At 70.2% G+C, this 19,753-nt stretch carries 19 protein-coding genes; 9 read left to right on the top strand and 10 right to left on the bottom strand.

Annotation, left to right across the window (positions count from 1 at the left end):
* Positions 1-34: 34 nt before the first annotated feature.
* Together ACWEV0_RS06615 and ACWEV0_RS06610 are read left to right on the top strand one after the other, a co-directional pair.
* On the top strand, positions 35-931 hold the full coding sequence (locus tag ACWEV0_RS06615; protein WP_453147055.1) for a LysR family transcriptional regulator: 897 nt from the start codon (positions 35-37) through the stop codon (positions 929-931).
* 70 nt (positions 932-1,001) lie between these two features.
* Complete coding sequence (locus ACWEV0_RS06610) at positions 1,002-1,481, top strand: NUDIX domain-containing protein (RefSeq protein WP_453147054.1); 480 nt, start codon at positions 1,002-1,004, stop codon at positions 1,479-1,481.
* 28 nt (positions 1,482-1,509) lie between these two features.
* Here ACWEV0_RS06610 and ACWEV0_RS06605 read toward each other — a convergent pair whose 3' ends face one another.
* Entirely contained in the window at positions 1,510-2,973 is a 1,464-nt protein-coding gene (locus ACWEV0_RS06605; protein ID WP_453147052.1) for a globin domain-containing protein, read from the bottom strand.
* Positions 2,918-3,580, bottom strand: coding sequence for an HAD family hydrolase (locus ACWEV0_RS06600; protein ID WP_453147050.1), 663 nt, complete (start codon positions 3,578-3,580; stop codon positions 2,918-2,920). The genes ACWEV0_RS06605 and ACWEV0_RS06600 overlap by 56 nt, the downstream gene beginning before the upstream one ends.
* 165 nt (positions 3,581-3,745) lie before the next feature.
* Here ACWEV0_RS06600 and ACWEV0_RS06595 point away from each other — a divergent pair, with 165 nt between their 5' ends.
* From ACWEV0_RS06595 to ACWEV0_RS06585, 3 genes are all read left to right on the top strand, one after another.
* Positions 3,746-4,621, top strand: a complete 876-nt coding sequence (locus ACWEV0_RS06595; protein WP_453147048.1) for a GNAT family N-acetyltransferase — start codon at positions 3,746-3,748, stop codon at positions 4,619-4,621.
* A gap of 122 nt (positions 4,622-4,743) precedes the next feature.
* Complete coding sequence (locus ACWEV0_RS06590) at positions 4,744-5,202, top strand: MarR family winged helix-turn-helix transcriptional regulator (protein WP_453147046.1); 459 nt, start codon at positions 4,744-4,746, stop codon at positions 5,200-5,202.
* A complete protein-coding gene (locus ACWEV0_RS06585; RefSeq protein WP_453147044.1) occupies positions 5,199-5,651 on the top strand; it encodes an N-acetyltransferase family protein in 453 nt (150 codons plus the stop codon). Before ACWEV0_RS06590 ends, ACWEV0_RS06585 begins: the two co-directional genes overlap by 4 nt.
* 70 nt (positions 5,652-5,721) lie before the next feature.
* Here the strand turns inward: ACWEV0_RS06585 and ACWEV0_RS06580 are convergent, their stop codons facing one another.
* Together ACWEV0_RS06580 and dnaB are read right to left on the bottom strand one after the other, a co-directional pair.
* A complete protein-coding gene (locus tag ACWEV0_RS06580; RefSeq protein WP_453147042.1) occupies positions 5,722-7,104 on the bottom strand; it encodes a serine hydrolase domain-containing protein in 1,383 nt (460 codons plus the stop codon).
* Positions 7,105-7,139: 35 nt separating this feature from the next.
* Entirely contained in the window at positions 7,140-8,627 is a 1,488-nt protein-coding gene (gene dnaB, locus ACWEV0_RS06575; protein ID WP_403794402.1) for a replicative DNA helicase, read from the bottom strand.
* 375 nt (positions 8,628-9,002) lie between these two features.
* Between dnaB and ACWEV0_RS06570 the strand changes: the two genes are divergently transcribed.
* Positions 9,003-10,340, top strand: a complete 1,338-nt coding sequence (locus ACWEV0_RS06570) for an MATE family efflux transporter (RefSeq protein ID WP_453147040.1) — start codon at positions 9,003-9,005, stop codon at positions 10,338-10,340.
* 102 nt (positions 10,341-10,442) lie between these two features.
* On the opposite strand, the gene rplI is transcribed toward ACWEV0_RS06570, so the two are convergent.
* The 4 genes from rplI to rpsF form a co-directional block, all read right to left on the bottom strand.
* On the bottom strand, positions 10,443-10,889 hold the full coding sequence (gene rplI, locus ACWEV0_RS06565) for a 50S ribosomal protein L9 (protein WP_403794397.1): 447 nt from the start codon (positions 10,887-10,889) through the stop codon (positions 10,443-10,445).
* Between the two features lie 18 nt (positions 10,890-10,907).
* Positions 10,908-11,144, bottom strand: a complete 237-nt coding sequence (gene rpsR, locus ACWEV0_RS06560; protein ID WP_128983236.1) for a 30S ribosomal protein S18 — start codon at positions 11,142-11,144, stop codon at positions 10,908-10,910.
* 59 nt (positions 11,145-11,203) lie between these two features.
* A complete protein-coding gene (locus ACWEV0_RS06555) occupies positions 11,204-11,779 on the bottom strand; it encodes a single-stranded DNA-binding protein (protein WP_386866829.1) in 576 nt (191 codons plus the stop codon).
* A gap of 72 nt (positions 11,780-11,851) precedes the next feature.
* Entirely contained in the window at positions 11,852-12,142 is a 291-nt protein-coding gene (gene rpsF, locus ACWEV0_RS06550; protein ID WP_004950685.1) for a 30S ribosomal protein S6, read from the bottom strand.
* Between the two features lie 249 nt (positions 12,143-12,391).
* Here rpsF and ACWEV0_RS06545 point away from each other — a divergent pair, with 249 nt between their 5' ends.
* The 3 genes from ACWEV0_RS06545 to ACWEV0_RS06535 all read left to right on the top strand — a co-directional run bounded on the left by ACWEV0_RS06545 (position 12,392) and on the right by ACWEV0_RS06535 (position 15,063).
* Positions 12,392-12,706 (top strand): hypothetical protein, encoded by a 315-nt coding sequence (locus ACWEV0_RS06545; RefSeq protein ID WP_453147037.1) that lies wholly within the window; start codon positions 12,392-12,394, stop codon positions 12,704-12,706.
* Positions 12,707-12,804: 98 nt separating this feature from the next.
* Entirely contained in the window at positions 12,805-13,923 is a 1,119-nt protein-coding gene (locus tag ACWEV0_RS06540) for a lipid II:glycine glycyltransferase FemX (protein ID WP_453147035.1), read from the top strand.
* A 108-nt stretch (positions 13,924-14,031) separates the two neighbouring features.
* Entirely contained in the window at positions 14,032-15,063 is a 1,032-nt protein-coding gene (locus tag ACWEV0_RS06535) for an alanine racemase (RefSeq protein WP_453147033.1), read from the top strand.
* Positions 15,064-15,144: 81 nt separating this feature from the next.
* Here the strand turns inward: ACWEV0_RS06535 and ACWEV0_RS06530 are convergent, their stop codons facing one another.
* Together ACWEV0_RS06530 and ACWEV0_RS06525 are read right to left on the bottom strand one after the other, a co-directional pair.
* A complete protein-coding gene (locus ACWEV0_RS06530) occupies positions 15,145-16,623 on the bottom strand; it encodes a glycosyltransferase family 87 protein (protein WP_453147031.1) in 1,479 nt (492 codons plus the stop codon).
* Positions 16,624-16,758: 135 nt separating this feature from the next.
* The gene (locus ACWEV0_RS06525; RefSeq protein ID WP_453147029.1) at positions 16,759-19,467 is read right to left on the bottom strand and encodes a transglycosylase domain-containing protein; all 2,709 of its coding nucleotides are present in this window, start codon (positions 19,465-19,467) and stop codon (positions 16,759-16,761) included.
* Positions 19,468-19,753 lie beyond the last annotated feature (286 nt).

Raw genomic sequence — 19,753 nt, 5'->3', positions numbered from 1 at the left:
AGTCGAACGGACGCAGGGCCGGGAGGGTGCGGACATGGATCTGACCCTGCTGCGCACCTTCGTCACCGTGCACCGGGCCGGCTCCTTCACCCGCGCCGCCGCGCTCCTCGGCCTCTCCCAGCCGGCCGTCACCAGCCAGATCCGCACCCTGGAACGGCAGCTCGGGCGCCCGCTCTTCCTCCGCCGGGCCCGTGGGGTCACGCCCACCACCATCGGCGACGAGCTCGCGCACCGCGCCGCCCCTCACCTGGACGCGCTGGTCGAGATCGCCGAGACCGGCCTGGACGAGCAGAACGGGGTGCGCACCCTGCATGTCGCCGGGCCGCCGGAGTTCACCTCGGCGCGGGTGCTGCCCGCGCTCACCCCGCTGGTCGCCCAGGGCCTCGCCGTCCGGGTCTCGATGATCGGCAACGCGCAGGAGACCCTGGACGGGCTCGCCGCCGGCCACCACGACCTGGCCGTCGCCACCGCCCGGCCCCGCGGCGGTCTCCTCTCGGCCACCCCGCTCTGCGACGAGGAGCACGTCCTGGTCGCCGCCCCGCGCTGGGCCGCCCGGCTCTCCCCCGACGTGCTGCTCGGCGAGGGCGCGCTCGTCCTGGAGCAGCTGCCGGTGGTCGAGGTGCACGAGTCGCTGCCCTTCGTCTCCCGTTACTGGACGGCCGTCTTCGAGACCAAGCCGGCCGCGACCGCGACCGTGATCGTCCCGGACCTGCGGGCCGTCCTGGAGTCCGCCGCCTCCGGTGCCGGTCTCGCCGTGCTGCCGCGCTATCTGTGCGAGCCGGAGCTGGCCCGGGGCCGTCTGGTGGCGCTGCTCGATCCGCCCGTGCCGCCGCTGCGCACGTACTTCCTCGTCGTCCGCACCGGCACCCTCGCCCTGCCGCACCTCGCGCGGGCCCATGAGCGGCTGCTGCGGGCCGCGGGGGAGTGGTGAGCGACGGGAGCGCCGCGTGTTTCGGGACAGCATGCGTTTCAGGACAGCGAGGACGGGCCATTTTCCTTCCATGACCGAACGACCAGTGGTCAAGCGCACCGCACGCGCCATCCTGCTCGACGGGAACGACCTGATCCTCATCAAGCGCACCAAGCCGGGAGTGGATCCCTACTGGGTGACGCCCGGCGGCGGGGTCGAGCCCTCCGACTCGACGGTCGTCGAGGCCCTGCACCGCGAGGTCCACGAGGAACTCGGCGCCAAGATCACCGATGTGGTCCCCTGCTTCGTCGACACCGTCGAGCACATCGTCGACGGCGGCGTCTCCGGGGTGAAGGTGCAGCATTTCTTCGTCTGCCGCCTCGAGTCCATGGACACCGCGCAACGGCACGGCCCCGAGGTCGACGAGCCGACGGGCGAGTACGAGATCGTCCGGGTGCCGTTCACCCGGGTCGGGATCGCCGCCGTCCACCTCGTCCCGCTCTCGCTGCGCCACTACCTGGACGGCAACATCGAGGGCGTCCGCGCGATGCACGCGCCCGACCTGGGCTGACGGCACGTTTCTTCAGACTGTCTCCGGTTCAGGCCGAGGTGACCAGCTCCGCCAGGTAGTCGTGGCGGATCCGGTCGGTGGGGATGCCGGCGCCCTTCAGGGCGTCGACCCCGCTGCGGATCATGCCGAGCGGCCCCGACAGATAGGCGTCGTACTCGGCCCAGGGCCCGTACCGGCACACGGCGTCCGGCAGTCGTCCCTGGTCCTCGGTGACCGGGCGGACGGAGAGCCAGGGGAAGGTCTGCTGGAGCCGCAGCATCGTGTCGATGTCGTAGAGGTCGTGGCCGTTGCGGGCGCCGTAGAACACCTCGACGGGACGCCGGTCGCCGTGCTCGGCGACGTCCTCGACCAGCGCCTTGATCGGCGCGATACCGGTCCCGCCGCCCAGACACAGCAGCCCGTTGTCGGTCGAGTGGTCGACCGTCATCGAACCGGCGGGCGGGCCGAGTCGCAGCACGTCCCCGGGCCGGGCGCGATGGACGAGGGCGTTGGACACCCAGCCCGCCGGCACGGCCTTCACATGGAGCGAGAGCAGCCCGTCCGGCCGGGGCGCAGAGGCGAAGGAGTAGTGGCGCCATATCCGCGGCCACCACGGTGTCTCCAGGGTCGTGTACTGCCCGGCGAGGAACGGGTACGGCTGGTCGGGCCGGAGCGTGACCACGGCGATGTCCGGGGTGCGCAGATCGTGGCTGACCACCTCTGCCTGCCACCAGGCCGGTGCCTCCGTCTCGTTCTCGGCGGCGGCGTCGATCATGATCTGCGAGATGGTCGTGTACGTACGGACCCAGGCCGCCTCGGTCTCGGCGTCCCAGACGCTGTCGGCGTACCGGGCGAGGGCGCCGATCAGCGCCTCGCCGACGGCCGGGTAGTGCTCCGGCCGAGTGCCGTACTTGCGGTGTCCGCGGCCCAGGTTCTGCAGGTACTCGGTCAGGACCCGGGTGTTGTCGAGGTGCTCGGCCGCCGTCAGCAGCGCCTTGAGCAGCCGGTCGCGCTGGGTGTCCATGGCCGCCGGGAACATCTCGCGCAGTCCGGGGCTGCCGATGAACAGCAGGGCGTAGAAGTACGAGGTCACCCGGTCGGCCATTGGGGCGATCTCGCTCAGGGTGCGCCGGACCAGGACCGCGTCGGGCGAGGGACCCGCCGCCGGAGCGGCGGCCGGCGGTCCCGACGACCGGTCGGGAGCGGGTGGCCCGTCGGATTCCGGTGGCCGCCCGTCGAGTGCCAGTGGTCCGGCGAGTGCCGGTGGTCCGTCCGGTGCCGCCTCCGCCCCGGCCGGTGGCGCCGTTATCGGGGGCAGCGGCGCGTTCGTGGCCGCGGCCGGAGCTTCCTTCATGTCCTTGCCTCCCCGCAATCGGCCTCCGTGCTCGCAGGATGGCAGTCCTGAGGTCGCTCCGGACAGAAAGTGGGAATTCCGGTCAATCGGCGCCCGCGGAGGGCTAGGCTGCGCTGTTTCGGACCAGTGCGTAGGCCTCGCGCAGATCGGCTCCGCCATAGCGGTGCGTCGCCAGGCCGACCAGATGGTGGTCCGCGTTTACGGCCACGCTCTCCGGGACGATCGCGAAGAGGTCGGCGTCCGACATCGAGTCGCCGTACGCCACGCAGTCGACCAGATCGAGCTCGAAGCGCTCGCAGAGTTCCCGGGCGATCCGCACCTTCGCCGAGGCGTTGAGGATGCCGGGACGGTGGATCGGCTCGGTGAAGGGGACGGAGGGCCAGCGGGAGCCGTGGGCCGCGTCCAGGCCCCAGTCCAGGAGCCGTTCGACGAAGAAGTCGGGCGAGAGGGAGATGACCGCGCAGTGGCCGCCGCCGGCCCGGATCTCAGCCCACACCTCCCGGATGCCGGTCAGCCAGGGCGCTCCCTCGAAAGCCGCCGTCACCTGCTCCGGGGTGAGCTCGGCCCACAGCGCATGGGCCTGCACGGCGAATTCGTCGGGCGTCATCCCGCGCAGCAGGAAGTCCTGCTCCAGCTGCTCGATCTCCTCGCTCAGCCCGAGCTGCCGGGAGATCTCCACCGCGGCCGCCGAGCCGCGGATCAGCGTGCCGTCGAGATCGAAGAGATGCAGTCTGCGCCCGTCGCGGGCATCGGTCAGGTCAGCCACGTGTGCCGAGGCTAGTACGAGCCGCGCGACGGCGTGGCGGCTCTGCCACGGGCGGGCGGTGTTTCACGTGAAACAACCCGAGGTCAGCCCCGCTCCGGCACGGCCCCGGTCGCTTCCCGTAAAACCGGTGGACGTCTCGTCAAGACGTCGGACAGCCTGGCCGTCATGCCGATCTCGCAGACCTCGCTCGACCAGCTCCCCATCCGGCGCCTCACCTCGGACGATCTCCTCGCCTGTGCCGATCTCTCCGAGGACCGGGGATGGGACCGGGAGGAGTACAAGTGGGGCCTGCTACTCGCCGCGGGCACCGGCTACGGCATCGACGACCCCGACGGCAAGGGGCTGGTGACGGCCTGCGTCGTCACCTCGTACGGGCCTGAGCTGGCCGCGATCGGCATGGTCTTGGTCGCCGAACGGTACGCCCGCCGGGGCGTGGGGCGCCGGCTGATGCAGCACGTGCTCGCCGAGTACGACGGCACCCCGCTCACGTTGTACGCCACGCCCAACGGGCAGCCGCTCTACGAGCAGCTGGGCTTCGCCGAGATCGGCAAGTCGGAGCTGCTCAAGGGCCGCTTCAGCTTCGCCGAGCCGGCTTCCGAGGCCCCGGCCGGCACCACGGTCCGGCCCGCGACCGCGGAGGACCTCCAGGCGATCCTGCGCCTCGACCGCGAGATCTTCGGCGCCGACCGCACCCACCTCATCACCCGGCTGCCGGCCTTCGCCGACCAACTGCGGGTGGCGGAGCGGGACGGCGAGCTCACCGGCTTCGCCGCCATCTGGCCCAACATGGACACCCATGTCGTCGGCCCGCTGATCGCGCGCGATCCGGCGACCGCCCAGCACCTGGTGACCTCCCTGGCCGACGCCACCGACCGCCCGCTGCGCACGGACGTCGACTCGGGGCACACCACCCTGCTGACCTGGCTCCAGGCGAACGGCGTGGGCCGGACCTTCACCACGGCCCTCATGGTCCGATCGGCCCCCGGCCTGCCCGGCGACGGAAGCCGCCGCTTCGCCCCGCTGACCGTCGCGGCGGGGTGACCGTGACGCCTGGGCCGGACCGCCGGGGCAATTAATTGCACACGCGGACTTTTGCGCCTCTTCGACTACGCTGGTAGGCACCGCTCCGCACCGAGGAGAACCGAGGAAGCGAGGAGAGACCCATGACCGCGACGGACCCCGCCCTGACGGCCCTCGCCCAGGGCTGGTGCGCCCTCTCCCTGCTGCACGGCAGGATCGAGTCGCACGTCGAGCGCGCCCTGGAGTCCCAGCACGGTCTGAGTGTCCGCGAATACTCGCTGCTCGACGTGCTCAGCCGCCAGCACGACGGCCCCGGCGGCCACCTCCAGATGAAGCAGGTCGCCGACGCGGTGGTGCTCAGCCAGAGCGCGACCACGCGGCTCGTCACCCGCCTGGAGGACCGCGGTCTGCTCACCCGGTATCTCTGCGCCACCGACCGGCGCGGCATCTACACCGACGTCACGGAGGCCGGTCTGCAGCTGCTCGCCGAGGCCCGCCCCACCAACGACAAGGCGCTGCGCGAGGCCCTCGACGAGGCCGCCAGGAACCCCGAGCTGGCGCCGTTGGTCCGCGTCGTCGAGGACCTGGGCGTCCCCGCATGAGTGATCTGACGATCCGGCCCGCGGAGCGCGGCGACCTCCCCGCCGTCGTGGCGATGCTCGCCGACGACCCGCTGGGCGCCCTGCGCGAGTCGCCCGACGACCTCACCCCGTACACCGCCGCGTTCGACCGGCTCGACGGGGATCCCCATCAGCATGTCGTCGTGGCGGTGCGTGCGGGAAGGGTCGTCGGCACGCTCCAGCTCACGATCATCCCCGGGCTCTCCCGCCGGGGCATGACCCGCTCGATCATCGAGGGTGTCCGCATCCACGCGGAGGAGCGCGGCAGCGGCCTCGGCACCCAGCTCATCGAGTGGGCCGTCGAGGAGTCCCGGACGCAGGGCTGCGGCCTTGTCCAGCTGACCTCGGACGTCACCCGCACCGACGCCCACCGCTTCTACGAGCGGCTCGGCTTCGAGCCCTCTCATCTCGGCTTCAAGCTGAGCCTCTGACCAGGACTCCACGGGCGCGCTGTTTCACGTGAAACAGCGCGCTTCGCCGTCCTGCCGGCCCGTGGGGCCGTCAGAGACCGCGCCAGCCGGCCTCGTCCACACCGCCCGGCACGGCGTCCCCCTGCTCGTACGGCTCCCGGGTGAAGACGAAGGAGCCGAGGTCGAGATGGCTCACCGAGCCGTCCGGGCGCCGCACCACGCGCAGCGTCTCGCCCTGGTAGTAGCCGTCGAGACCGATCCAGCCGCCCTCGGGCAGCGGCCGGAAGCTCGCCCGACGCCCGACGCCCCTCAGCGGCTCCAGGGTCACTCCACGCCCGGCGCCGACCCGCAGCCCGTACGCGTATGTCCCCCAGTACCAGGGCCCGGTGAGCGCGAGCAGCTCCGTGTCGACCTCGGCCTCGGGAAGGGGCCGCCAGGGCTCCGGAAGGCGCGGCTCGGCCTCCGCCACGATCCGTACGAGATCGGCGGCCACGACGGACGGCAGGGGGCCGGAGGTGGCGTTGGCGAGGCACACCGCGGCCAGGCCGTCCTCGACGCTCACCCACAGCGTGGCGACGAAGCCCGGGAGCGAGCCCGTGTGGCCGACGAGCGTGCGGCCGTCCCTGCGCAGCAGCTGGAGCCCGAGGCCGTAGCCCCCGTCCGGGTCTCCGGCCGCCGGCGGCACCGACGGCACCCGCATCTCCTCGACGGACGCCCGGGAGAGCACCCGGTCGTCGCCCTCGGCCAGGAACGCGGCGAACCGGCACAGGTCGCCCACGGTCGACCACAGCTGCCCGGCGGGAGCCATGATCCCCAGGTCCTCGGCCGGCTCCGGCATCATCACATCGGCCCACGGGTGCACCGCCCAGCCGCCGGCGGCCGGGGCGACCGCCTGGACCGTCGTCCGGCCGAGGCCCAGCGGCTCCAGGATCTCGGTGCGCAGCGCCTCCTCCCAGGGCACCCCGCGGACGGCCTCGACGAGCGAACCGAGCAGCGTGTAGCCGGGGTTGGAGTAGTGGAAGAGCCGCCCGGCCGGATGAACCGACGGCCGCTCCCCCAGCACGTCGGCCAGCTCCGGCCTGGTCGTCCCCGGCGTCCGCTCCCACCACGGCGCGGGCGTCTCGGCGGCGAGACCCGAGCTGTGGCCGAGGAGCTGAGCGATCGTCACCTCGCCCACGCCAGTGCCGGGCAGATGCTTCTCCAGCGGGTCGTCCAGGCCGATCAGCCCTTCGTCCCGCAGCCGCATCACCAGGACCGCGGTGAACACCTTGGTGATCGAGCCGATCCGGAACTGCGTCCGGTCGTCGGGCGCGTGCCCGTCGACACAGGTACGCGACCCGAACCAGACCGTCTTCCCGTCCCGCACCACGCCACCGGCGAACGAGGGCGAGCGGCCCTCGGTCTGGGCGACGGCGATGCGGTGCAGCAGGGCGCGTTCGGTGCTGGGCAGCAGGGCTTCGAAGGATGAGGTCATGCGACGATCATGCCGCGCGGCCCCTCCGAACTCGATCAGGTTTGTGCCATGTCCACGAAGCGCGAGTAGTGGCCCTGGAAGGCCACGGTGATCGTCGCCGTCGGACCGTTACGGTGCTTGCCGACGATGATGTCGGCCTCGCCCGCGCGCGGGGACTCCTTCTCGTAGGCGTCCTCGCGGTGCAGCAGGATGACCATGTCGGCGTCCTGCTCGATCGAGCCGGACTCACGGAGGTCGGAGACCATCGGCTTCTTGTCCGTGCGCTGCTCGGGACCTCGGTTCAGCTGGGAGAGCGCGATCACCGGGAGCTCCAGCTCCTTGGCGAGGAGCTTGAGGTTTCGCGACATCTCCGAGACCTCCTGCTGGCGGCTCTCGGCGCGCTTGGAGCCGCCGGCCTGCATCAGCTGCAGGTAGTCGATGATGACGAGCTTGATGCCGCTGCGCTGCTTGAGACGGCGGCACTTGGCGCGGATCTCCATCATCGACAGGTTCGGCGAGTCGTCGATGTAGAGCGGGGCCTGCGAGACGTCCGGCATCCGGCGGGCGAGCCGGGTCCAGTCCTCGTCGGTCATGGTGCCGGAGCGCATGTGGTGCAGCGCCACCCTGGCCTCGGCCGAGAGCAGACGCATCGCGATCTCGTTGCGGCCCATTTCGAGGGAGAAGATGACGCTGGGCAGGTTGTGCTTGATGGAGGCGGCCCGGGCGAAGTCCAGCGCGAGCGTGGACTTACCCATGGCGGGACGGGCCGCGATGATGATCATCTGGCCCGGGTGCAGGCCGTTGGTGAGCGCGTCCAGGTCGGTGAAGCCGGTGGGCACACCGGTCATCTCGCCGCTGCGGGAGCCGATCGCCTCGATCTCGTCGAGCGCGCCCTCCATGATGTCGCCGAGCGGCAGGTAGTCCTCGGTGGTGCGCTGCTCGGTGACCTGGTAGATCTCCGCCTGTGCCCGGTTGACGATGTCGTCGACGTCGCCGTCGGCCGCGTATCCCATCTGCGTGATCTTCGTGCCGGCCTCCACGAGACGGCGCAGCACGGCCCGCTCGTGGACGATCTCCGCGTAGTACGAGGCGTTGGCGGCGGTCGGCACCGACTGGACGAGCGTGTGCAGATAGGAGGCGCCGCCGACCCGGGTGATCTCGCCGCGCTTGGTGAGCTCGGCGCCGACCGTGATGGGGTCGGCGGGCTCGCCCTTCGCGTAGAGGTCGAGGATCGCCGCGTAGACGGTCTCGTGGGCCGGCTTGTAGAAGTCGTGGCCCTTGATGATCTCGACGACGTCGGCGATGGCGTCCTTGGAGAGCAGCATGCCGCCGAGGACGGACTGCTCGGCGTCCAGGTCCTGCGGGGGAACACGCTCGAACGCGGACACGCCGCTGTCCCAGCCGCCCTCGCTGCCGCGCTCGTGCTGGTCCTCGCGGCCGCGGCCACGACCACGGCCCTCGCCACCACCTCGGGTGCGTACGGGCAGCCGGTCGCTCGGTCCGCTCTCGGCCCAGGGATCGTCCATGGGCTCGGGCATGCTCACCAAGCCACCTCCTCCCGTCCGCTCCGCGGACAACGGTGCCACTCTCGCGCGTCTGGCGCCGGACCACGGTAGGCCCGCGGGCACCGTCAGCCAATCTGGTTATCCACAGGGCCTGTGGGTGAAGGCCCAGATGCTGTGGAGAACTCCCCGGAACCTGTGCACGGATCGGGGGACAGCCATGTGGACAAACTCATAACCCAGCTCGCCTAACGCCGCTGACCTGGCCTTTTTCCATCCACGGGCTGTGGGGGAGAAAAACTTCCACACCCGGCCCAAGATCAGAACAAACGGCGCACACGCGAAGGCGCTGTCGCACAGAATGTAAGGACCCTAGAGGCATTGCATCTCTTACCTGTGGATGGTTGGATTAAGCGCATGCATCAGGCTCCCGCGACCCTCAAGACCGCCCGGCGGCGACACGACCGCGAGATCCTCTCACTCGCCGTCCCGGCCTTCGGCGCACTCGTCGCCGAGCCCCTCTTCCTCATGGCCGACAGCGCCATCGTCGGCCACCTCGGCACCCCCCAGCTCGCCGGACTCGCCATCGCCTCGGCCCTGCTCTCCACCGCGGTGAGCGTGTTCATCTTCCTCGCCTACGCCACGACCGCGGCCGTCGCCCGCCGCGTCGGCGCGGGCGACCTCCAGGCCGCCATCCGCCAGGGCATCGACGGCATCTGGCTCGCCCTGATCCTCGGTGCCGCCGTGGTCGCCCTCACCCTGCCCACCGCGCCCTTGCTCGTCGACCTCTTCGGCGCCTCCGACACCGCCGCCCCCTACGCCGTCACCTATCTGCGGATCTCCATCCTCGGCATCCCCGCCATGCTCGTCGTGCTCGCAGCCACCGGCGTACTGCGCGGCCTCCAGGACACCCGCACCCCGCTCTACGTCGCCATCGCCGGCTTCGCCGCCAACGCCGCCCTCAACCTCGGCCTCGTCTACGGCGCCGGACTCGGCATCGCCGGATCCGCCTGGGGCACCGTCATCGCCCAGCTCGCCATGGCAGTCGCCTATCTGTACGTGGTCGTCCGCGGCGCACGGAAGCACGGCGCCTCCCTGCGCCCCGACGCCGCCGGCATCCGGGCCTGCGCCCAGGCCGGCGCCCCGCTCCTGGTCCGTACGCTCTCGCTGCGGGCCATCCTGATGATCGCCACCGCCGTCGCCGCCCGGCTCGGGGACGCCGACGTCGCCGCGCACCAGATCATCCTGTCGCTCTGGAGCCTGATGGCCTTCGCCCTCGACGCGATCGCCATCGCCGGACAGGCCATCATCGGACGCTATCTCGGCGCCGAGGACGCGGACGGCGCCCGCCAGGTCTGCCGTCGCATGGTCCAGTGGGGCGTGGTCTGCGGTATCGGCCTCGGCGCGCTGCTGATCCTCACCCGCCCGCTCTTCGTGCCGCTCTTCACCGACGACTCGGCGGTGCGTGACGTCCTGCTCCCGGCCCTTCTGGTCGTCGCGCTCTCCCAGCCGATCTCCGGCGTGGTCTTCGTGCTCGACGGCGTCCTCATGGGCGCGGGCGACGGCCCCTACCTCGCCTGGGCCATGCTGCTCACCCTGGCCGTCTTCGCTCCGATCGCCCTGCTCGTCCCCAGCCTCGGCGGCGGGCTGACCGCGCTGTGGGGAGCGATGGCCGTGATGATGATCGTCCGGATGGCGACGCTGTGGTGGCGCACCCGCTCGGGCCGCTGGCTGGTCACCGGTGCCACCCGCTGACCGTTCTGCACCGTTTCACGTGAAACGACGGAGATGTTTCACGTGAAACAGCGGAAGGGCCGCACCCGAGGGGTGCGGCCCTTCTTGCTGCTGAGATCAGCGTTACGCGGCGACGACCTCGACGCCGAGCTTCGCGACAACCTCGGCGTGCAGACGCACGGACACCTGGTGCGAGCCCAGGGTCTTGATCGGCGAGCCGAGCTCGACGCGACGCTTGTCGACGTCCGGGCCACCCGCGGTCTTGATCGCGGCGGCGACGTCGGCCTGGGTCACGGAACCGAAGAGACGGCCGGCCTCGCCGGAGCGAACGGCCAGACGGACCTTCGTGCCCTCGAGCTTGGCCTTGACCTCGTTGGCCTGCTCGATGGTCGCGATCTCGTGGATCTTGCGGGCGCGGCGGATCTGCGCCACGTCCTTCTCGCCACCCTTGGTCCAGCGGATCGCGAAACCGCGCGGGACCAGGTAGTTGCGAGCGTAGCCGTCCTTGACGTCAACGACGTCGCCGGCAGTGCCGAGGCCGGAGACCTCGTGGGTGAGGATGATCTTCATTTTTCGGTCACCCTTCCCTTAGCGCGCGGTGGACGTGTAGGGCAGCAGCGCCATCTCACGGCTGTTCTTGACGGCCGTGGCGACGTCACGCTGGTGCTGCGTGCAGTTGCCGGTCACGCGACGGGCACGGATCTTGCCGCGGTCGGAGATGAACTTCCGCAGCATGTTCGTGTCCTTGTAGTCGACGTACGCGACCTTGTCCTTGCAGAACGCGCAGACCTTCTTCTTAGGCTTGCGCACAGGCGGCTTCGCCATGGTGTTTCTCCTGTGTGATCAAGAAGTTTTGGGTACGAGCTGCTTCCGGGGCGCAGGCCCTAGAAGGGAGGCTCGTCCGAGTAGCCGCCGCCGGAGTTGCCACCCCAGCCACCGCCGCCGCCCTGCTGGCCGCCGGACGGAGCGCTGGAGGCCCAGGGGTCGTCGGAGGGAGCTCCGCCACCCTGCTGGCCGCCGCCGGAGTTGCCACCCCAGCCACCGCCGCCGCCACCCTGCTGACCGCCGCCGCCGTAGCCGCCCTGACCACCGCGACCGGTGGTACGGGTGACCTTGGCCGTGGCGTTGCGCAGGCTGGGACCGACTTCCTCGACGTCCAGCTCGTAGACCGTGCGCTTGACGCCCTCGCGGTCCTCGTAGGACCGCTGCTTCAGACGGCCCTGCACGACGACGCGCATGCCCTTCTGAAGGGACTCAGCGACGTTCTCCGCCGCCTGACGCCAGACCGAGCAGGTCAGGAACAGGCTCTCGCCGTCCTTCCACTCGTTGGTCTGACGGTCGAAGGTGCGGGGAGTGGACGCGATGCGGAACTTCGCGACCGCCGCACCGGACGGGGTGAAGCGCAGCTCGGGGTCTTCGACAAGGTTGCCGACGACCGTGATGACGGTCTCGCCTGCCATGGGTGAACCTCTCGGCGGGATTGCTTACGGCTGCTTACTGCTACTCGGACCCGAGAACCTTTGAGCAGAAGCTCAGTGGGTCTCGGGGCGGAGGACCTTGGTCCGGAGGACCGACTCGTTCAGGTTCATCTGGCGGTCGAGCTCCTTGACGACCGCAGGCTCGGCCTGCAGGTCGATGACCGAGTAGATGCCCTCGGGCTTCTTCTTGATCTCGTAGGCGAGACGACGACGGCCCCAGGTGTCGACCTTCTCGACCTTTCCGTTGCCCTCACGGACGACGGAGAGGAAGTTCTCGATCAGCGGGGAGACAGCGCGCTCCTCGAGATCGGGGTCGAGGATGACCATCACCTCGTAGTGACGCATGTGGAACCCACCTCCTTTGGACTCAGCGGCCACGGTCGTTCCGTGGCAGGAGGGTCGTGATGCGTAAGCAACGGTGTCGACGACCGCGGGTCCTGGACGGACCTGGGCAGACACCGGTGCAGACCGTACAGAGTACCTGCACATCGCCCTGCGGTTGAAATCCGGTGGTGAGGGGACGCAATCTGTACACAACGGATGTCGGCGGCGTCACTGACGCCGCCGTCCGGCAGCCACGCCAGGAGGTGCCACATGGCACAGGCAATGCGACCCGATCCCGGACACTCCCTCTTCGCCACCGACGGAAAGCCCCATCCGCTCCAGGACACCCTGATGGCCGTGACCCTGGCGCTGGGCGTCCTCGCCTTCGTCACGGGCTTCTTCGACAACCTGCACCTGCTGGCCTCCTGGACCGGGCTGATCGGCATCCTCACCGGCGCCTACGGCCAGTTCATCTCCGTCACGACCCGCGAGCGCTTCCTCCTGGTCATCGGACTGGGCGCCTCCGCGGTGGGCTTCTACCTCGGGATGGCCCACGGCGGCCTCTTCGGCGGAGTGATCAGCTAGACGTGGCCATTCGGGGCGCTCCAAGGTCGCAGTAGGCTTCGGCGCGAGAGCCGGAGCCCCTGACCGATGGGGACACACCTGCCGAGGAGCGCCCCGACATGAGCCTGACCCTGAGGACCATCAGCCGCGAGCAGCATCTGGCGTTCATCCAGAGCCAGCCCTCGGCGAGCCACTGCCAGGTCCCGGCGTGGGCTGACGTGAAGACCGAGTGGCGCTCGGAGAACCTCGGCTGGTTCGACAAGTCCGGCGAACTCGTCGGCGCCGGCCTGGTGCTCTACCGCCAGCTGCCGAAGATCAAGCGCTACCTCGCCTATCTGCCCGAGGGCCCGGTCATCAACTGGTACGCGCCGAACCTGGACGACTGGCTGCAGCCGATGCTCGCGCACCTCAAGAACCAGGGCGCGTTCTCCGTGAAGATGGGCCCGCCGGTCGTCATCCGCCGCTGGGACGCGGCCGCGATCAAGTCCGGCATCCAGGACCCGGACGTCAAGCGCCTGCGCGACGTCGAGGCCACCCACATCGAACCGCGCGCCTTCGAGGTGGCCGACCGGCTGCGCAAGATGGGCTGGCAGCAGGGCGAGGACGGCGGCGCCGGCTTCGGTGACGTCCAGCCCCGCTACGTCTTCCAGGTGCCGCTCGCGGGCCGCTCGCTGGACGAGGTCCTCAAGGGCTTCAACCAGCTGTGGCGCCGCAACATCAAGAAGGCCGAGAAGGCCGGCGTCGAGGTCGTGCAGGGCGGCTACGAGGACCTCGCCGAGTGGCAGCGGCTGTACGAGATCACGGCCGTCCGCGACAAGTTCCGGCCGCGCCCGCTGTCGTACTTCCAGCGCATGTGGACCGTCCTCAACAACGAGGACCCCAACCGCATGCGGCTCTACTTCGCCCGTCACAACGGCGTGAACCTCTCCGCGGCCACCATGCTCGTCGTCGGCGGCCACGTCTGGTACTCGTACGGCGCCTCCGACAACATCGGCCGCGAGGTCCGCCCGTCGAACGCCATGCAGTGGCGGATGCTGCGCGACGCCTACGCGATGGGCGCCACCGTCTACGACCTGCGGGGCATCTCTGACTCGCTGGACGAGACCGACCACCTCTTCGGCCTGATCCAGTTCAAGGTCGGCACCGGTGGCGAGGCCGTGGAGTACGTGGGCGAGTGGGACTTCCCGCTCAACAAGCTCCTGCACAAGGCCCTGGACATCTACATGTCGCGCCGCTGACGCACCCGTCGCCTGGCTGACGACGCGACGAGGCTTGCGTAGTCTCGTTACCCAGCCTCGTACACACTTTTGACCCACCGCAGCCACCAGAAAGGTCCCGGGCCGGCCATGGCGCTCTCCCTCTACGTCGACACCGCTCGCTGGCGGGCGCACCAGAAGACCGTCATCGACCAGTTCCCGGGGCTCATCCCGGTCTGCAAGGGCAACGGCTACGGCTTCGGTCACGAGCGGCTCTCGGACGAGGCCGGCCGCTTCGGCGCCGACATGCTCGCGGTGGGCACCACGTACGAGGCCGCCAAGATCAAGGACTGGTTCAGCGGCGACCTGCTCGTCCTCACCCCGTTCCGGCGGGGCGAGGAACCGGTGCCGCTGCCGGACCGGGTGATCCGCTCCGTGTCGTCCGTGGACGGCGTGCGGGCCCTGGTGGGCGCCCGGGTCGTCATCGAGTGCATGAGCTCGATGAAGCGGCACGGCGTCCACGAGGAGGAGCTGCCCCAGCTGCACGCGGCCATCGAGGACGTGCGCCTGGAGGGCTTCGCCCTGCACCTGCCGCTCGACCGCCCGGACGGCACGGACGCCGTCGAGGAGGTCATCGCCTGGATGGACCGGCTGCGGGCCGCCCGGCTGCCGCTGCACACCATGTTCGTCAGCCATCTGCGCGCCGAGGAGCAGGCCCGGCTGCAGCAGCAGTTCCCGCAGACCCGGTTCCGCGCCCGCATCGGCACCCGGCTGTGGCTGGGCGACCACGAGGCGACCGAGTACCGCGGCGCGGTCCTCGACGTCACCCGCGTCGCCAAGGGCGACCGCTTCGGCTACCGCCAGCAGAAGGCCGCCTCCGACGGCTGGCTCGTGGTGGTCGCCGGCGGCACCTCGCACGGCGTCGGCCTGGAGGCCCCCAAGGCGATGCACGGCGTGATGCCGCGCGCCAAGGGCGTGGCCCGCGCGGGTCTCGCCACCGTCAACCGCAACCTGTCGCCGTTCGTCTGGGCGGGCAAGCAGCGCTGGTTCGCCGAGCCGCCGCACATGCAGGTGTCCATCCTGTTCGTGCCGGCCGACGCCCAGGAGCCCCGCGTGGGCGACGAGCTGGTGGCCCATCTGCGGCACACCACCACCCAGTACGACCGGCTCGTCGAGCGCTGAGCCGGCCGGCGTCCGACACGGGCACCTGAACGCGCGAGCGGCCCCCGGGGACATCCCGGGGGCCGCCGCTCGTTCCTGAGGTCACTCGCGGGGCAAACCCCACTCCACGCGCGGCCCCTCCGCCAGCGGCGCCGCGTGCCGCGCCGGGTGCGCCGCCCTGCCGAGCACGAAGACGTCCTCGGCGCCGTCCAGGACGCCGCCCGAGGGGTCGTCCGAGCCGTCCCGACGCACCCCGTCCCGGTCGGGCACCAGGATGTCGCGGACGACCAGCGCGCACAGGTAGAGCGTGCCGAGCACGTGCAGGACGATCGCGAACTGATAGCCGTCGGTCGGCAGACCCTGCTTGTTGCCGCTGCTGGTGTACGCCAGGTAGAACCAGATGGCGAGGAAGTACATGACCTCGCACCCCTGCCACACCAGGAAGTCCCGCCAGCGCGGCCTGGCCAGCACCGCCAGCGGGATGAGCCACAGCACGTACTGCGGCGAGTAGACCTTGTTGGTGAGGACGAACGCGGCCACGATCAGGAAGGCCAGCTGGGCGAGCCGGGGCCGGCGGGGCGCGGTGAAGGCAAGATAGGCCAGCCCCAGGGCCGCGAGCATCATCAGGAACAGCGCCCAGTAGTTGGCCGTCTCGGGGCGGATCACCGCCCCCGTCGTCTGGCTGATGAGCAGCCACACGGAGCCGAAGTCGACGTTCCGCTCGGTGCTGAAGACGTAGAACTGCTTCCAGCCCGCCGGAGCGAGCAGCATCACCGGCAGGTTCACCACCAGCCACGCCCCCGCCGCGCCGAGCACCGCCGCGCCGAAGGCCCGCCACTTCCCGGCCCGCCAGCACAGCAGGAACACGGGCACGAGCAGCAGTACCGGGTAGAACTTGGCGGCCGTCGCGAGGCCGAGGAGGACGCCGAAGCCGAGCGGGCGGCTCCGCGACCACAGCAGCAACGCGGCCGCCGTGAGGGCGACGGCCAGCAGATCCCAGTTGATCGTGGCGGTGAGCGCCAGGGCGGGCGCGAGCGCCACGAGAAGGCCGTCCCAGGGGCGCCGGCGGTGCGTCCGGGCCACACAGACGGCGAGGACGGCCGTGCAGACCATCAGCAGGCCGGCGTTGACCAGCCAGTACGCCTGCTGCCGCTCGGTCAGGTCGGCGCCGCCGGGCGTCAGCCAGGCGGCGACCTGCATGAACAGGCCGGTCAGTACCGGGTACTCCAGAAACGGTATGTCGCCGCCGATCCGGTCGAAGTACGGGACCAGCCCGTCCGCGAAGCCGCGCCCGGTGAACAGGTGCGGGATGTCGGAGTAGCAGGCGTGGGTGTACTGGGAGGTGGAGCCCCGGAACCAGGCCCAGTTGTAGCAGGGCAGCTTCTGCACCATGCCGAGCGCGAACATCCCGAGTGCCACCAGGGCGACGACCCGGACCGGGGTGAGCTGCCCGGCGCCGAGCAGCGCCCGGCGTCCCATCGGCCCGCCGATCAGCTCGCTGCCCTTGGCCGCCACGTCGTCCGTGCGGGTGGGGCGGACCACCGGGTCCTGCGGAGGGCTCGTCTTCTGGAGGCTCGGCATGGGGGACATCCTGCCGTACGAGCACCGGAAAACGCCGAGGGCCGCCGCGCCCGGTTCCGTACACGGGGTACGGACCGGGTGCGGCGGCCCTCGAAGGCGCCGGTGCGGCGGGATGCCGTCAGGCGGTGGGCGGGCTCAGCCGATGCCGCCCCAGGTGCCGCCGTTCGGTTTCCCGGTGCCGCTGGTGGGATCGATGGTGGCGGTGCCGGTTCCCGACGGGGTCGGGCTGGTGGACCCGCCGGTGGTGCCGCCGTTGGCACCGCCGCCGTTGCTGGTTCCGCCGTTCGTGTCGCACGGCCAGTCCCAGACGCTACAGGTCTTGCCGGGCTTCGCCGTCTTGGTCGGGTCCGCCGTCGGCGACTCGGTCGACGGGGTGGCGGACGGCGTCTGGGACGGGGTGTCGGTCGGCGTCGGGGTCGGGCTGACCACGCCACGCCAGACGCCCTCGGCGTTGTCCAGGCTCTCCGGCGGCGGGAAGCTCTCCGGGTCGGTGTTCTTGAGAGCCTCGGTCATGTAGTCGTGCCAGATCTGCGACGGGAACGACGCACCGTGGATCTTCGTGAGACCGCCGGTGCCCTTCATGGACTCGAACTTGCGGACCTTGAGGTTCTCGTCGTCGGGGAAGCGGTACATGTCGATCGCGGTGGACAGCTGCGGGGTGTAGCCCACGAACCAGGCCGAGTTGTTGTCGTCGGTGGTACCGGTCTTGCCGGCCGCCTCGCGGTCGTCAAGCTTCGCGTTGGTTCCGGTACCGGCCCTGACGACGTCCTTCAGCACGTCGGTCACGTTGCTGGCGATGGCCGAGCTGAACGCCCGCTTGGGCGCGGCCTTGTGCTCGTAGACGACCTCACCGCGCTGGAGGACCTTGGTGACGGAGTAGACGTCGTTCCGCTCGCCGTTGTTGGCGAAGGTGGAGTAGGCGCCGGCCATGCGGATCGCGCTCGGTGAGGAGATACCGAGCGAGAACGACGGCACGTCCGCCTTCACGAGGGAGGACTCGAGCAGCCCCGCGTCGATGGCCGACTGGCGCACCTTGTCGATGCCGATGTCCATGCCGAGCTGCACGTACGGCGAGTTCAGCGACTTCATCATGGCCTTGCGCAGGTCGACCTTCGGGACGCTCTCGTCGTCGTCGTTGGTCTGACGCCACTCGTTGCCCTTGTCGTCGTACCAGGTCGTGCCGTTGTAGTTCTTGATCGTCAGCTTGTTCGTGCCGTTGTAGTAGGTCTTGTCCGGGTCGATGATCGTGCGGGTCTCAGGACCCTGCACCTTGGGCCCCTTGGGGTCCCGGACGCCGTCGCGCATCGCGGCGGCCAGCACGAAGGGCTTGAAGGTCGAGCCGACCTGGGCACCGGTCTGGTCCGCGTTGTTGGTGAAGTGCTTGGTGGCGTCCGTGCCGCCGTAGATCGCCACGATCGCGCCGGTCTTCACGTCCACCGAGGCACCGCCGAACTGGACGTGGGTGTCCTTGTCCGGTCGCTTCTTCGGGTCGATGTGCTCCTTGTAGACGCCCTTGACCGCGGTCTCGAGGGCCTTGACCTTCTTCTTGTCGAAGGTGGTGTGGATCTCGAAGCCACCCTTGGCGAGCGTCTGCGTCGTGATGCCCCGGTCGTTGTTGTTGAGGAAGTTCGCCTCGGCCGTGCGCACCAGGTAGCCGATCTGACCGCCCAGCTGCGCGCCCTGGGTCCGGCCCTTCGTCTTGGGCATTTCGGTGTACTTGGCCCGGTCGGCGGCGCTGAGCTTCCCGTCCTTGACCATCTCGTCGAGGATCCACGACCAGCGCTTCGTGGCGCGCTCGGTGTTCGCCGCCGCCGTGGCCGCCGGGTCGATCTCGGGGTAGCCGGCCGGGTCGTAGTACGTGGCGCCCTTGAGCACGGAGGCGAGCAGGGCGCACTGGCTGGGGTCGAGCTTGCTGGCGTCCTTGCCGAAGTACGCGCGGGCCGCAGCCTGGAGGCCGTAGGCGCCACGCCCGTAGTACGAGGTGTTGAGGTACCCCGCCATGATCTCGGTCTTGTCCTTCTCGTTGCCGACGCGCATCGAGATGAAGAGTTCCTTGACCTTGCGGGTCACCGTCTGCGACTGGTCGTCGAGGCGGTTGTTCTTCACGTACTGCTGGGTGATGGTCGAGCCGCCCTGGGTCTGGCCGCCCTTGGCCATGTTCCACACGGCGCGGGCGATACCCATGGGATCGACACCGGAGTCGGTCCAGAAGGTCTTGTTCTCGGCCGAGACCACCGCGTCCTGCATGGCCTTCGGGATCTGGGCGTAGTCGATGATCTGGCGGTTGACCTCGCCACCGCTCGCGGCCATCACCGTGCCGTCGGACCAGTAGTAGACGTTGTTCTGCTGCTTGGCGCTGATGGCCTCGTCGGGGATGCCCACCATGGCGTACGCGATCGTCGCCGCGCCCATCAGGCCGCCGAAGAACGTGAGGAACAGGCCCGTCACGAGCTTCCACGAGGGCATCCAGCGGCGCCAGCCGTACTTGCCGTACCGCGGATAGTCGATGAACCGCTTCTTGCCGGGTCCGCGGCCACCGCCGCCGCCACGACCGGGACCGCTGCCACGGCCGCCCCCGCCACGCCGTCCGCCGCCGGCACCGCCCTCGGGCGCGCGCCTGCGCCCGCCGCGCTGCGCCGCGCGCCGGGCTTCGGCACGTCCTCCGTAAGGACGCTGCTCCTCTCCATAGGAAGAGGGCGCCCCGTACGAGGCCGATGGTGACCCCATGTCGGCGTCATGGCCGGGAGCCGGCCTGCGGCCCATTGGCTGCTGGGCGGCGCGCCGGGCCGCAGCGCGGCCGCCACTCGGCGGCTGCTGCGGCATTTTGCGACGGTGCTCGCTCATCGAACGACTACTCCTCGGGCAGGCGCGTACGCCTGGAAGCGGCAGTTGAGTTCCGGTCCCCCCGAAATGCACACGGCGTGAGCTCGGACCAAAGTCGCGCCGTGCCGCAGCCTGTCACCGGGTTGACTGACGCCCTGCGGCATCGCTCGGTTCCCGGTGGTCTGCATGCCGCACAGACTACGCACGGCCAAAACCTGCCTTGGTGCCGACTTCATCACAAATCCGGCAAGTCGATTACTGAGAATTGACGATGTGACGCCGGTCACCCGAGCCCCACTTGTCGCGG

Source organism: Streptomyces sp. NPDC003943 (assembly GCF_053605265.1).
This window is presented reverse-complemented; position numbering and strand designations above follow the sequence as displayed.

Bases quoted from the DNA above. Each gene is read 5' to 3' on its own strand.
- ACWEV0_RS06615 (WP_453147055.1), top strand. From the start codon at position 35: ATGGATCTGACCCTGCTGCGCACCTTCGTCACCGTGCACCGGGCCGGC.
- ACWEV0_RS06610 (WP_453147054.1), top strand. From the start codon at position 1,002: ATGACCGAACGACCAGTGGTCAAGCGCACCGCACGCGCCATCCTGCTC.
- ACWEV0_RS06605 (WP_453147052.1), bottom strand. From the start codon at position 2,973: ATGGCGGAGCCGATCTGCGCGAGGCCTACGCACTGGTCCGAAACAGCG.
- ACWEV0_RS06595 (WP_453147048.1), top strand. From the start codon at position 3,746: ATGCCGATCTCGCAGACCTCGCTCGACCAGCTCCCCATCCGGCGCCTC.
- ACWEV0_RS06590 (WP_453147046.1), top strand. From the start codon at position 4,744: ATGACCGCGACGGACCCCGCCCTGACGGCCCTCGCCCAGGGCTGGTGC.
- ACWEV0_RS06585 (WP_453147044.1), top strand. From the start codon at position 5,199: ATGAGTGATCTGACGATCCGGCCCGCGGAGCGCGGCGACCTCCCCGCC.
- ACWEV0_RS06580 (WP_453147042.1), bottom strand. From the start codon at position 7,104: ATGACCTCATCCTTCGAAGCCCTGCTGCCCAGCACCGAACGCGCCCTG.
- ACWEV0_RS06570 (WP_453147040.1), top strand. From the start codon at position 9,003: ATGCATCAGGCTCCCGCGACCCTCAAGACCGCCCGGCGGCGACACGAC.
- rplI (WP_403794397.1), bottom strand. From the start codon at position 10,889: ATGAAGATCATCCTCACCCACGAGGTCTCCGGCCTCGGCACTGCCGGC.
- rpsR (WP_128983236.1), bottom strand. From the start codon at position 11,144: ATGGCGAAGCCGCCTGTGCGCAAGCCTAAGAAGAAGGTCTGCGCGTTC.
- ACWEV0_RS06555 (WP_386866829.1), bottom strand. From the start codon at position 11,779: ATGGCAGGCGAGACCGTCATCACGGTCGTCGGCAACCTTGTCGAAGAC.
- rpsF (WP_004950685.1), bottom strand. From the start codon at position 12,142: ATGCGTCACTACGAGGTGATGGTCATCCTCGACCCCGATCTCGAGGAG.
- ACWEV0_RS06545 (WP_453147037.1), top strand. From the start codon at position 12,392: ATGGCACAGGCAATGCGACCCGATCCCGGACACTCCCTCTTCGCCACC.
- ACWEV0_RS06540 (WP_453147035.1), top strand. From the start codon at position 12,805: ATGAGCCTGACCCTGAGGACCATCAGCCGCGAGCAGCATCTGGCGTTC.
- ACWEV0_RS06535 (WP_453147033.1), top strand. From the start codon at position 14,032: ATGGCGCTCTCCCTCTACGTCGACACCGCTCGCTGGCGGGCGCACCAG.
- ACWEV0_RS06530 (WP_453147031.1), bottom strand. From the start codon at position 16,623: ATGCCGAGCCTCCAGAAGACGAGCCCTCCGCAGGACCCGGTGGTCCGC.
- ACWEV0_RS06525 (WP_453147029.1), bottom strand. From the start codon at position 19,467: ATGAGCGAGCACCGTCGCAAAATGCCGCAGCAGCCGCCGAGTGGCGGC.